Below are 13870 nucleotides of genomic sequence, written 5' to 3'. Positions count from 1 at the left end.
CAAGGCCGTAAAAAAAACCAACAGATTTTTGATATAAGGACGATTTTTATGATCAAATGGTTGCAATAAGTTTTAAACTTTAACGTTTAACACTTATTTTAACATTTTTTAAGGATTCGGTACCTGTTTTGCCTTGGGTATTTCGCATAAAACAGCCGCCTTGGTAGGCTTTTCACTCTCTCTCCAATTGAACCCGTCCAGCCGGTTGGCGCTGTTGGTCAGTTCTTTGGGCGGCACCAGTTTTGCATCGGGTTTACCTACAAAGGTGATTCGTTTTACCTGATTCTCTCTAAACCTGATATTCATTTTACTACATTCGACATGATTGACACCAATTAGTTTATTCTTGTCGTCTAATGCATAATAAATACTTTGTCCGTTGCCCTCTACAATTACCTGCTCAATGCGGGTTTCGTTATTAAACAAGGCTGTAATTTTTCTACCCTTTACCTGATTAAAATTCTGAGACGTATCTTTGGCAATCACAAATCCCTGGTTAACCATAAACATCTTGCTTACTTTTCCGTTCTTCATGTGCACGTGAATGGTATCTGCTTCCGACTGATTCTGCGGGCTCCATAATATCGGTTTGGTAAAGAAATGAATTACCGAATCTTTAAGGTCATATAACAAAGAATCGCTCTTGCTCTGAATATCCGTTCTGTAAACCTGCACATTACCGCTGGCAATCAGCTTTTCCATCTTTTTCTCGCGGCGGGCAGTATCTTTTCTGATTTTAGCCTTTTGGTCTACCGCTTCATAAGCATACAAAGTATCTGCTCTCAGGTAAAGTGTGTCTTTCTCAGAGCCGTTGCGCATAATAGCATTGCCGGTTATTTTGGTAAAACCGGTTTGCCCGTTTCTATCTGCTTTATTGCCTGTTAAAACCACTTTGTCTTTTTTTGACACCAACTCTACATTGCCTCTGGCCACGCCAGACTCCGTCTTCTGGTCAAACATCAGTGTATCGCCTACCAATGTATAATTTTCATTTACCACCTTAGACCTCCCCTTCAGGTTCGACTTCTGCGTTTGGGTATTGTAAGTACTGCCGCTGTTGGCCATAATATCACCATCTTTACTCTTTATGAGTGTGGGGGCTTTAAAAAGCGCCATTTTTGTTCTGGCGTTATACTGCAGGCTGTCGGTAGTAATGGTATATTTGGGGTTGTCTATCCTTACGTTGTCTTTATAATTAAAAATTTTAGAACGGGTATTATAAAAGCCCTTTTGACTGGTAAGCGTACTGGAATCCTGCACGATTACCCCCCAAACCGGATAATACGCCCTGTTCCGTGCCATTTCGTACTCCATAATTCGGGTAGTGAGTGAAACTTTAGAGTCTGTAAGCACTACTTTTCTACCTGTAACTCTGGCAAAACGTGTGTTGCCATCATAAAAAAGCGAATCGCCTGTTATGGTCAGGGTGTCTCCCTGCACTATTTTCACGTTGCCAAAAGCCTCAATTGTGTTGGTAGCTTCATATTGAGTGGCCAGGTCGCAATACAAAACAGAGCCTTTGTGCTGAAACGCCACATGCCCCATAAACTGGCGGGTATCTGAGGGCTCCTGTTTAGAAAGCATCACGGAGTCGGCATGTTGTAATGTAATACGCGCTTTCGGGGCAGTAGGCGCTGGCGGGTTGAGTGGCTTCTGGGCATAAGATACAATGGCGCCGAACAAACAGAAAAACGTTAACAGTAATACACTGCCCGATTTGTTCAACTTAATTAATCTCATATTTTTCCGACCAATATTCAACATCTTGTATGCAATATTCTAATTTTGTCTGCAAAAGTACTTAAATAGGTTTATGCTTCATGCTTTCTTAACATATATTAACTCACAAAGTCTTTTCGAACCCACCGATAAAGTGCTGCTGGCTGTAAGCGGCGGCAAAGACTCTGTGCTGCTATTTGATTTGTTTCTTGAAGCAAAGTTTAATTTTGCCGTTGCCCATTGCAATTTCAGGTTGCGTGGCGAAGACTCAGACAAAGACGCCTTATTTGTGCAGCAATTATGTGAGCAAAAAAGCGTGCCATTCTATACTGTTGCATTTGATACCCGGGCTTTTGCCAAAGCAAATAAATTATCTATTGAAATGGCGGCGCGACAAATGCGCTATGAATGGTTTGAACAGATAAGACTACAAACCGGAAGCCAATATATTGCCACGGCACATCATTTAAATGACAGCATTGAAACCATTCTGCTCAATCTTACCAAAGGTACAGGCATAGCTGGTTTAAGAGGTATACAGGCAAAAAAGCAATACCTCATCAGACCTTTGCTTTTTGCTTCGCGGGCAGATATTGAACAGTATATATCTGGCAAGGATTTAAAATGGCGAGAAGACAGCAGCAATGGCTCAAACGATTACCAACGTAATCTGTTGCGCAATGAGGTGGTACCGCTTCTAAAGCAAATCAACCCCAATCTGGAGCAAACCTTTGCCCGTAATATTGAACGCCTGCAAGCGCTTGAAGGTATTTTTCTTGGTAGCCTTGATGCCTTCAGAAAAGCCGTTTTAAGTACCCAGGGCGATTCTATTCTTTTAAACATCAGTGCAATTCAAACGCAACAATCAGCCGCCTATTTGCTGGAAGAACTACTCAAAGAGTTTGGCTTTAATTATTTCCAATCAAAAGAAATATATCAGGCTTTAGATAAACCTTCAGGCAAAATCTTTTATTCAGACACCCACACACTGGTAAAAGACCGTGTGCATCTTATTATTACGGCAAACATAACTACCGATTTTGAAGAAGTTCAGATTCAAAAAGATGCTTCTGTTATTGAATACCATGGTTGGCAATTTAGAATTAGCAAAGTAACTGCTGAAGAATGGCGGGCTTATCTGGTTTCTGAAAAAAGCCCTGATGTATTATGGCTGGATGCCGACAAACTGGCATTCCCGCTGAGTATCCGCCGCTGGCAGGATGGCGACCGGTTTATTCCATTGGGCATGAAAGGCCAAAAGAAAGTGAGCGATTTCTTGGTAGACAAAAAAGTACCCCTGCCTCAGAAGAAAACTACCCTTGTGCTGACTTCCGGAAGCCTTATCGTCTGGCTGGTGGGCCACAGACCCGACGACCGATTTAAAATTACCCCTGCCACACAATCATTTTTGAAAATCGAAATCGGTCAGTAAACACCGGTATTATACATTGTTTTCAAAAAAATTCTACACCGGGCAACTTCTGCATCTATAACTGCATATATACTATTGAAAGCATTACTTAATACTACCTGATGCAGGAAACCATAATAATACAGGAACTGAAAAAACATAACCCGTTTGTACAAAAACGTGTGTATGACCGTTTCGTGAAGCGGATGTTCCGGTTGTGTGTAAGGTACGTGCAAGTAGAGGCAGATGCACAGGAATTACTGATGAACGGCTTTCTGAAATTTTTTAATGCTGTGGGTAGAATTGAGTACCGCGGCGAAAACACGTTGGAACCCTACCTTAAAAAACTGATGATAAATGAGTGCCTCATGTTTATCAGACAAAGAAAAATGAACTGGGTAGCAATGGAAGAAATAAACGATGAAGAACCGCACACCGATTTTTCTGCATTTGAAAGTTTTGCCGAAGAAGAGATTTATCAGTTGGTGCTAAAGTTGCCAGACGGCTACCGTACGGTTTTCAACCTCTATGCCATTGAGGGTTTCAGCCATAAAGAAATAGCTGAGAAACTGAACATCAGCGAGAACACATCTAAAACGCAATTACATAAAGCCCGTGGAATTTTACAGGACGGACTCTCAAAATTAGGCTATCATTATGGAACATAAACTAGATGAGTTCTTCCGTAAGAAAATAGCAGATACGGAAGACAATCTCCCCAAAGACTCAGGTTTCGACGAGGGTCTGTTCTGGGGAGAATTACAAAAAAACATGCACAAACCCCAACCCTTTGGCTGGTTAAAATGGGTTGCCATAGCTGCCTGTATGGCAGGTTTGGTTGTTTGGGCTTTAATCTTTAAAAAACCTGTTGTTCAACCTATTGAATACAATGCTGCAATAAAACCACCAAAATCAATTGTGCAGCCGCAAACAATTGCAAAGACTATTGCCCCCAAACCAAAAACGCTTCAACAAAATCTGACTAAGAAATCAATTACAGCACCTGTAAAAGAGATAAAGCCTGAAATCGAAGTGATGACAGTCAGGATGCCGGAGCCTGTTATGGCTACTCATGCTAACAGGCAAGATTCTATTCATTTTCAGCTACCTGTTATGGCCGGCACCAAGCCTAAATTCAAGACGGTTCATGTCAACGAAATATCCAATACCGAAAACGAAGCTATTCCGCAACCTAAATTCAAAGTAAGATTCGCAGCCAGAAACCTGCCCTGATTAATTCATATATTTAAAAACAAACCATCATGTTTCGAACACTCATTATTCTCTCAATGCTTCTCACGGGCATTGCTGCCGGAGGCATTTGCCAGACAAAAGCCCGATATGATACAATGACAGTGCTGGAAGGCATCCGCCCTCCTGTTCTGCTGCAAGACTTCGGTAAACGTTCAGATGTATTTCAGCAGCAGGATGTGATTAAAAATAACAATAAAGTAACCATTCATTTTGGCCATAAAAACAGGTTGCTGATTGATTTTCAAGGAAAAGAATTTGACTTAAAGCTGAATGCCGATTCACTTTTAAGGAATTTCTGGGCAGACTACCAATTGGTAAAAGGCAGTTTCAGGAAAGACGCCGTTAAGAAAATTACTTATTACGGACAGAATCAGTTTGTAAGTGGTCGGCCGCTAATTGATGTGCTTTACTATACGCAAAAAGAGGTGCTGCAAATAGCGCCAGACAAAGAAGTGCATCAGGTGCAGTTGTTGCAGGATACGCTGGTGCTGGTCAATTATCTCAACAAGGCGGCATCTGAACTGGTAAAGTCTCATAACAGGGTTTTTAAAACATATCCTCATCAGCAATTTGTTTTTGTTCTGAACAGCCTGGATGATATAGGGGACATCCTGGAGATTAATCTCAATCAGGCCATAATAGAAGCCGTTGAAAGAGCGCAAAATGAAAGAAAAGATGCTTACCCGTGGAAAACAGTAAAAGTAGAAAACGATGTGGTGAATCAGAAAATCAAGTCAGACGTAGTGGGGGCTGCACTATTAGATTTTCTGGAATTTCATGGAGACATAGGCGTAGGCACCTATCAGGATAAAATTGTTCCTTCAGCCACTTTGGGTATAAGCCTGGTGTCAAGCAGGTACCTTAAAAAAGGGTTTGTTCTTGGCGCTCAGGCCTACTTTCCTCATGAGCGCAAAGCAGACAATACCTATCAGTTCAGCACCAGATATATGCCTTTTGTGGGTATGACGTTTTTTACGAACAAGGGTAAAAAGAATGATTTAGACCTGAAAGCCGGAATATTTGCCGGCTATGCCGAAAAATCGCTTAAGCTATTCGCCTGGTATCAGGTCAATTCATATCTTAAACTACAGCCTGAAATCAATCTTTTTAGTAATCAATCACCCGTGGGGCTGCGTGTGGCTGTAGGATTTTAATGTAAATAAACTTAAAAACTCATGAAACTCTTCCCTTTAGTTTTAGTAGTCACAATCACTTTACATGCCTGTTCAGTTACAGACAAGGCTGATAACAACAATCCTAAACCGCTTAAACACGAACACCGCGTATATGCCGAAGCCGTAAAAGACACCTTCAATATATCAATTCAGTTACCGGAAAAATACTATAAAAAGCCGGATGAAAAGTATCCTACAGTTTATGTGCTGGATGCCAACTTCTATTTCCCGATGCTGGCAGAAGTAGTAAAACAATATGAAACCGCCGGTTTGTTACCACCCATGATACTGGTGGGCATTGGATACAAATCTTTTGCAGCTATGGATTCTCTGCGGGAAAGAGATTACTTATATCCGGCAGCTATACCATCCGACGAAATGAAGAGTCCGGGTGGCGGCAAAAATTTCAACACTTTCATCACAAAACAGTTGATACCTCACATTGATACCCGTTTCCGAACCCAAACGAAGCACCGGGCATTATTGGGGCATTCGTTCGGAGGGTATTTTACATTATATGCACTGTTGAATCAATTGAGCGCCAATACCACTGCTTTTGATAACATTGCATCAGCAAGCCCAAGTTTATGGTATAATAACTACTACCTTAATCAACTTACTGATGCCCTCAAAGACAGAAAAACTAAAAATCAATTGAGTATATTTATATCGGCAGGTGGCAAAGAAGACCGGCAATGGAACATCGAACCCGTGAAAAAACTGTCGCAGAATATCGCTGAATCCAAACTAACCAATGTCAATCTGCAATACAGCATTTATAATGACCTTGACCACATGGATACAGCCCTCATTACCTATATAAAAGCACTGCAAAGCTTTTATAAACAACCTGGCAGTTAATCTATAATGAGTGGAGCAACCAGTAATTTGGCGTTCCAAAATGCATTTTGTCCTGAGGTAAATTCACAATATTCTATACCTTTGTGAAAATTTTACACCAAAGGGTTAAAAATTATGGCAGAACCAAATATTGAATTTCTTTACAAATATTTAAACAATGCTTCACCTACCGGTTTTGAAGCATCAGGACAACAAATCTGGCTTGACTACGTAAAGCCTTACATTGATACGCAACTAATTGATGTTTACGGAACGGCAGTGGGCGTTATTAACCCCGGCCAACCATACAAGGTGGTTATAGAGGGGCATTCAGACGAGATATCGTGGTTTGTGAATTTCATAACAGAAGACGGTTACATTTATGTGCGCCGTAACGGTGGGTCCGACCACCAGATTGCGCCATCTAAAAGAGTAAACATTCATACACGCAAGGGTATTGTAAAGGGTATTTTCGGCTGGCCGGCTATTCATGTGCGTGACTCAGCTACAGAGGAAAGACCATCGCTGAAAAACATCTTTATTGATGTAGGTGCAGCCAAAAAAGCAGAAGTAGAAGAAATGGGCATCCATGTAGGTTGTGTAATTACTTTTGAAGACACCCTGATGGAACTGAATAATAAGTTTTATGTAGGCCGTGCCTTAGACAACCGCATGGGTGGTTATATCATAGCAGAGGTAGCACGCAGGCTGAAAGAAAATAACATTCAGTTACCTTACACACTATATATTGTTAACTCGGTGCAGGAAGAAATCGGCCTTCGGGGCGCTGAAATGATTTCGCGCAGACTGAAACCCGATGTAGCTATTTGTTGCGATGTAACGCATGATACGCAGTCGCCGATGTATAACAAAAAAATGGATGGTGACATTGCCTGCGGCCGTGGCCCCGTTTTAACCTATGGCCCGGCAGTACAGAACAATCTGCTGAACTTCATGATTGACGTAGCCACAGAAAAGTCTATCTCTTTCCAGAGAGCTGCGGCAAGCCGCTCTACCGGCACTGATACCGATGCTTTCGCGTATTCGTCTGAAGGGGTAGCTTCGGCGCTTATTTCTCTGCCGCAAAAGTATATGCACACAACGGTAGAAATGTGCCATAAAGATGACATTCAGGCTTGTATTGATTTGTATTATGAGATTCTGCTGAAACTGGAAGCAGGACAGGATTTCAGCTATATCAAATAACTGCTGATACCGCAAGAAAGCCGCTCTTCATAAAAGGGTGGCTTTTTTTATGTAATTTTTTTAACTTGCTACTGAAAAAGCTATACTTATGCAACCCAGATACATGAACTGGCTGATACCAGCCCTTGCCCTGCTTAAAATATGTTTTCACTTATGGTTTTATGATAGCCTTGAACCTCACCGGGACGAACTCCTGTATTTCTCTTTAGGTACGCATCCTGCGGCAGGTTATGCATCTGTGCCACCCTTGGTTGGCCTGCTTGCATTTTTACTCATGAAAACCATTGGTTTCTCTGCACTGGCTATTAAAATTATACCGGCTATATTAGGTGGGGCCATACTTTGGCTGAGTGCCAGAATCTGTAAAGAGCTGGGCGGCAAAACTTTTGCGCAGTTGTTAACAGTATTGGGTATTTTTCTTGCGCCGGTCTTTGTACGCCCTTTTTACCTCTATCAACCGGTTTGTTTTGATATTTTTTTCTGGACACTCCTGTTTTATTTTACCATTCTTTACCTGAAGTCAAAACAGGATAAATTTCTGATTCTGATTGGAATAACTGCCGGCCTGGGTATTCTGAATAAACACCTCATTGTGCTTTTGCTTATCAGCCTGATAATTGCCTTTTTAGTAAGCAATGAAAGAAAGCTTTTAAGCAAAAAGACATTCCTGTTTGCCATGCTCTTATGTATCGCCATTGCCTCGCCCAATATTGTCTGGCAATTAAGTAACGGGCTTTCAGGCATAAAGCACCTGAGTGCACTTAACAAACACCAGTTGGTGTACGTAGACCGCGCCAACTTCTTAAAAGAGCAGCTACTCATGCCGGGTATCTTTTTTCTGATTACCTGTGCAGGCTTTGGAGCCTTGCTTTTCTATAAACAACTAAAAAAATATCGCCTGTTGGCTGTTGCCATATTGGTGGTAATTATTGTTTTGCTGCTAGCCAAAGGCAAAGGTTATTATACCGCGGGCGTTTTCCCGCTATGCCTGGCCGCCGGAGCCGTTTGGTGGGAAAACCACCTTAAACAATGGTATTTAAGAGCAGCATTTACCACTGTACTTGCAGGCCTCAGTGTTTTTCTGATACCTATGGGAATACCCACTGATACGCCTGAGAATCTGGCCGTGTACTTTAAAAATTTTACCAGCAAATATGGTATGGAAGGCCTACTGAGGCATGAAGACGGTAAAATTCATGCATTACCTCAGGACTACTCAGATATGCTGGGCTGGGAGGAATTGACAAAGATTACTGCCGATGGGTATGCCCGGATTAATGACAAAAGCCGTATACTTATTTATTGCGAAAACTACGGGCAGGCTTCAGCTGTTAACATTTTAGGCAAAAAATACGGATTACCGGAACCTGTAAGTTTTTCTGATAATTATTATTTCTGGGCTCCAAGAAACATACCTGCCACAACAGATACTTTTATTTATATAAATGACGAACCGGGAGAGGATATCGGGCAACTTTTTACTGATATACAACTGGTTGGTAAAATAAGCAACCCGCTGGCGCGCGAATACGGCACACAGGTATATTTATGCCGAAACCCACGCACCAGCTTCAGCCAATTCTGGAACAAGCGTGTAAAAGAAATAGAAAGTCCGTTCCATTAATTGTATATTTACGAAACTTTTCGATGCCCGGTGTCGTTTTTAAGACAGCATTAAAACAATTAACCTTTGAAAAGGTATGGTAACTGTAACAGAAATAGCAAAAAACAAGATTATTGAGCTAAGACAAAAAGATGGCTTAAATGATAACCATGGTGTGAGAGTGGCAGTAGAAGGTGGCGGCTGCTCAGGTTTAATGTATGACCTGAAATTTGATTTTGAAATCCGCCCTAACGACCATATTTTTGAAAACAACGGTATTAAAGTATTTGTAGATAAAAAAAGCCTTTTGTATCTGGTAGGTACCGAACTGGATTATTCTGATGGCCTTAATGGTAAAGGGTTTCAGTTTAAAAACCCTAATGCCTCACGCACCTGTGGCTGTGGCGAAAGTTTCGCTGTCTGACAGGCTACTGAACGATAAATAAAATTGCGCCATGCTTTTTACCTTTGGGTATAGCATGGCGCAATTGTTTTATTTAGTATATCAATTGGCTCTGTAATACATGGTAGAGCAGTTTTCTTTTCTAAGTATGTGCTTTGCCATGGTTTGCAGCGACTCAGGCGTTACGGCTGCAATTTTATCTGCATCCTGATTACACCAATCGGCATTGCCTGCGTTGGCTGCAAAAGCCAGGTTCATAGCTCTGTTAAGTAATTCTACCTCTGCAAAAGCCAATGTTGACTCGCTCTGGTTCTTTACTTTCTGCAACTCACCCGCATCAACCTTATTATCTATCAGCTCACCAAGTATTTCTTCAATGGCAGCATCTGCTGCTTCCATAGCTACTCCTTCATTCAGATTCCCCTGAATAATCAGCAAACCAGGGTCAAGCGACGCTGTTATGTATGCAGAAACATTATTAAACAACTGTTTTTCCTTTACAAGTGTTGTATAAAGCCTTGAAGACTTGCCTCTGCCCAATATATCGCTCAGCAAGTCGGCATTATAAAAGTCAGGGTCAAAACGCCCCGGCATGTGATAAGCCTTGTAAATAGCATCTAAAGGTACCTTGGCCGAAGTTTCAACAAACTTATGCCGGGTCTGTAAAGTCTCCTGTGGTAAATTTCTATTATACTTCTCTCCTGCCGGTATCGGCTCAAACCACTTTTCGCATAAATACTTCACTTGTGCCACTGTTATATCGCCTGCTACTACCAATATGGCGTTGTTAGGCAGGTAATATTTAAAAAAGAAAGCCTTTACATCTTCCATGGTGGCTTCTTCAATATGGCTAATCTCTTTTCCGATGGTTGCCCATCTGTAGGGATGCTTTTCGTAAACCAGTGGGCGCAATTTCAACCAAACGTCTCCGTAAGGCTGATTAAGGTATCTCTGTTTAAACTCTTCAATAACCACTTTACGTTGCACCTCAAGCACTTTTTCATCGAAAGAGAGACTCATCATACGGTCCGACTCCAGCCAGAAGGCCGTCTCGATATTCTTGGCAGGCAATGTGATGTAATAATTGGTTATATCTGGCGACGTAAAAGCGTTGTTTTCTCCGCCTACTTTTTGAAGTGGCTCGTCATAGGCCGGAATATTCTTTGACCCACCAAACATCAGATGCTCAAAAAGATGAGCAAAGCCGGTTTTATTTTCATCTTCATCCCTCGACCCTACATTGTAAAGAATATTCACAGCCGCCATTGGGGTGGTGTGATCTTCATGCACGTATACTTCCAGACCGTTCTTCAGGGTAAAATGCTCGTAGCTTATCATTCGGTTGCGTTTTATTTGAACATATCAATCACGATATGGTATATAACATCAATCACAAATGTAAGGTTTCTGATGCAGGTTCAAAATGCAGAATGACTATTTATCTGGATAGATTTGAGAAAAAGGCCGCTATCGGGCGTCTTAGCCAATACATGGCTATCATAATAACACCAAATGAACCCAGCCATAGGTAAAAGACGTAGTCTGATGAGATATGAATAACTGAAGATTTACCAATCAATATAAAATTAGACCAGTAAAAAGGATGGTCTGATTCGGTTTTTATCAAATCTATTTTTGATAATCTGACAGCCTCATCAGTAGGATACCCCTGTTTCAGATAATAATAAAATCTTTTAGACAATTGGGCAATGCTCTCATCATGGGCATTCCACAAGGTAGTTATTACAGATGGGCACCCCGCAAACTGAAAAGCCCTTGCCAGACTGATTATACCCTCTCCTTTTCTTATTTTTCCTTTGCCGGTTTCGCAGGCGCTTAACACCACAAGTTGGGTATTGTCAAGCGAAAGGTTATACAGCTCTGGTGTATAAAGCTTGAAATCTTTTCCCTCAGGATACAAGGCGATAAACGATTTCAGGGGTTCGGCGTCGTCAACCTGCGCATGGGTTGCAAAGTGGATGATGCCCTTATTTCTGTAAGTTTCTTCAAAATTAAGCTTGGTTGCTTTGTTATCGCGGTATATCTGGCCGCTAATGCCACCTATTTCATCGGCAGAGGCCGACAAAGTCTTGAATCCTTTGTCACGGTAGTCACCGGCCTGCCCTCCATCGCTAAAAGGGGCATAGGCAATAATATCAGCTTTTGATTTTCTGATGGTGCCATCAAACTGAAGCGAGGCAGAGTTAGCATAAGATATGGTATAGTCAAACAACAGGTAATCTCCTTTCCCCTTTTTCTCAAGAATCTCAAATGGCAAAAAACCCAGAATATCATGCCTTGCTACAATGAGTTTCTTCGATTTTCTGAGCATTACTTCTACAGGTGCAAGCAGGTCATTATAAACCTGTCTGGCAAGTGCATGGCCCTTATAGGCATCAATATTAGGTGGGGTATTTACTTTTTTGTACAGGTCAAGTACATCATTGCTAATTTTGAAGGAATTGTTGTTTTTAATGATAGCGTATGAATTTCTGTCTGCTACCAGATAATAAAGAGCGTTTTCGCCAAGAAAATAACTAATAAAAGCTGTGCTGTTATCTATTTTCTGTTGGGTTTCTTTGAGCGAAATCAGGTAGTCGTCATACTTGAGCTTATAGTAATTCTTTGATGTCTGCTCAATTTTCTTGGTCAGGTGATTCAGTTGAATTTTTGTATCTGACAAATCAGACAATGTTTTTTCATTGCCTGACTCCAAAAGTCTGATTTGCAACTTTACAATTTTCTGCCTTAAGGTGGCTTCCTGGTTCAACAAATCTTCATCAATTTCTTTGGGCCGTATTTTCTGGCTTTTCAGGGCATCCCATAAAGCTGCAGATTTACTGGCTTCCATAGCAAAAAAGAATTTCTCGGCCCACTCATCTGACCTCGACAAACGCCATTGCTCATAAATTTTAGCCAGTGCTTTTTCATAGATAGGATACACCTTTTCGGTATAAAACAACTTTGACTCCGGCATGTCGAAGGTTTTTCTGAGATGTGCCGCAAACTTAATGGCCTCCAGATAAGTGTCGGCCGATAACGCTGGTTTCGACGCGGCCAGCAGGTCAGCACGTTGGTCAAGCGCTATAAAAAACTCTTGTGGGGCATTGACGGCATCAAACTCGGTATACCTTTTTTTATTTGGCTGCGCATAAGAAGTATCGGCTGCTAGCAGGGCATTAGAGGTATGGTAAAGCGCAAGCTCTACATTTCCTTTTTTTTGATATACCTCGCTTAAGCCATTCTCAATGCGGGCAACCTGCATGCCTTGTTTATGATGAAAAATGCGCTCAAAATCTCTCAGTGCACTTTTGTAGGTTCTTTCTGTTTTGTCAAGTTCATTCAATTTAAAGTAAGACTCGGCACGGTTAATCTGGATATTTACCCAAAGCCGGGGTTGCTTTTCAGTAGAATTTCTGTAGAATTTTTCGGCATCGGCAAAAGCCTGAAGGGCCTCGGCTGGTTTATCCATCTGGTTGTAACAACGGCCGATAGACACGTAAACAATAGAGGTCCGGTCATTACTTTCAGCTAACGGAAGCGCCTCTTTTAACAGGCTCAGTGCATTTTCGTATTGCTTTTTTTCTCTGTAATACTTAGCCATATTGCTAAGCACGGCATATTGGTTAAGTGTAATTTTCTCCTGAAGAGCAATTTGCCTTGCCTGCTGAAAATAGTAGAAGCTTTGTTCGGTATCGCCCAAGTCATCAATTAAACGGCCATAGTTACTGAGAAAGGTAATAATAAATGCAGGTATTTCTTTCTGAAGATTTTTGTGCTGTAAAAAAAAATCGTACCCTTTTTTGAAATGCTTTTCGGCCAGACCAAGTTTGGTAGGTATTCGGCGGTAATACTCCGACAACTCGGCATTTAACTCAAAAAAGAGTACGTTCCGCTTCTGTCCATTAATATATTTCAGATCATCTAAACCTTCAAGAATTACCTTTGCAGCTTCTTCGTAATCATCGTTAATTACGTAGATGTCTACAGCAGTGAACAAGTAAAGGTCTATGTAATTCTTAAAGTCTTTATCAGTAAATAATTTTTTCTGAAGGTTTTTGTACACTTGTCTGGCTTTAGCCGGGGTAATTTGTTGGTTATTCAGCTTAGAAGACACCTCATATCTTAGCTTCTGAATCTGCCCTGCGTTCCCTTGAGGCTGCGCCAAGGCGGTCAGTATAGATACAGCAAATACTGATATAAGAATATACTTTCTCATATTAAACTAAATTATTTCCAAATTTCCAACTATAATACAC

At 41.3% G+C, this 13870-nt stretch carries 11 protein-coding genes; 8 read left to right on the top strand and 3 right to left on the bottom strand.

The genetic code is table 11. The features are described 5' to 3' along the window. Positions 1-108: 108 nt before the first annotated feature. Complete coding sequence (locus tag MB380_RS03555; protein WP_253533406.1) at positions 109-1740, bottom strand: OstA-like protein; 1632 nt, start codon at positions 1738-1740, stop codon at positions 109-111. Between the two features lie 73 nt (positions 1741-1813). Between MB380_RS03555 and tilS the strand changes: the two genes are divergently transcribed. The 8 genes from tilS to MB380_RS03515 all read left to right on the top strand — a co-directional run bounded on the left by tilS (position 1814) and on the right by MB380_RS03515 (position 9632). Continuing rightward, a complete protein-coding gene (gene tilS / locus MB380_RS03550; RefSeq protein WP_253533404.1) occupies positions 1814-3151 on the top strand; it encodes a tRNA lysidine(34) synthetase TilS in 1338 nt (445 codons plus the stop codon). A gap of 101 nt (positions 3152-3252) precedes the next feature. Continuing rightward, positions 3253-3798 (top strand): RNA polymerase sigma factor, encoded by a 546-nt coding sequence (locus MB380_RS03545; protein WP_253533402.1) that lies wholly within the window; start codon positions 3253-3255, stop codon positions 3796-3798. Continuing rightward, positions 3788-4363, top strand: coding sequence for a hypothetical protein (locus tag MB380_RS03540; RefSeq protein WP_253533400.1), 576 nt, complete (start codon positions 3788-3790; stop codon positions 4361-4363). Before MB380_RS03545 ends, MB380_RS03540 begins: the two co-directional genes overlap by 11 nt. A gap of 29 nt (positions 4364-4392) precedes the next feature. After that, positions 4393-5538, top strand: a complete 1146-nt coding sequence (locus tag MB380_RS03535) for a hypothetical protein (RefSeq protein WP_253533398.1) — start codon at positions 4393-4395, stop codon at positions 5536-5538. A 21-nt stretch (positions 5539-5559) separates the two neighbouring features. Further along, entirely contained in the window at positions 5560-6420 is an 861-nt protein-coding gene (locus tag MB380_RS03530) for an alpha/beta hydrolase (protein ID WP_253533396.1), read from the top strand. A gap of 114 nt (positions 6421-6534) precedes the next feature. Then, entirely contained in the window at positions 6535-7605 is a 1071-nt protein-coding gene (locus tag MB380_RS03525) for a M42 family metallopeptidase (protein WP_253533394.1), read from the top strand. 88 nt (positions 7606-7693) lie between these two features. After that, on the top strand, positions 7694-9229 hold the full coding sequence (locus tag MB380_RS03520; RefSeq protein ID WP_253533392.1) for a glycosyltransferase family 39 protein: 1536 nt from the start codon (positions 7694-7696) through the stop codon (positions 9227-9229). Between the two features lie 76 nt (positions 9230-9305). Beyond that, positions 9306-9632 carry an iron-sulfur cluster assembly accessory protein gene (locus MB380_RS03515; RefSeq protein WP_253533390.1) on the top strand — a complete coding sequence of 109 codons (327 nt, stop codon included), beginning with the start codon at positions 9306-9308 and terminating at the stop codon, positions 9630-9632. Between the two features lie 81 nt (positions 9633-9713). Here the strand turns inward: MB380_RS03515 and MB380_RS03510 are convergent, their stop codons facing one another. After that, complete coding sequence (locus MB380_RS03510) at positions 9714-10949, bottom strand: pitrilysin family protein (RefSeq protein WP_253533388.1); 1236 nt, start codon at positions 10947-10949, stop codon at positions 9714-9716. A 100-nt stretch (positions 10950-11049) separates the two neighbouring features. Then, complete coding sequence (locus MB380_RS03505; protein ID WP_253533386.1) at positions 11050-13830, bottom strand: CHAT domain-containing protein; 2781 nt, start codon at positions 13828-13830, stop codon at positions 11050-11052. Positions 13831-13870 lie beyond the last annotated feature (40 nt).

This window comes from Emticicia sp. 21SJ11W-3 (assembly GCF_024138715.1).
Taxonomy (GTDB): Bacteria; Bacteroidota; Bacteroidia; order Cytophagales; family Spirosomataceae; genus Emticicia; species Emticicia fluvialis.
This window is presented reverse-complemented; position numbering and strand designations above follow the sequence as displayed.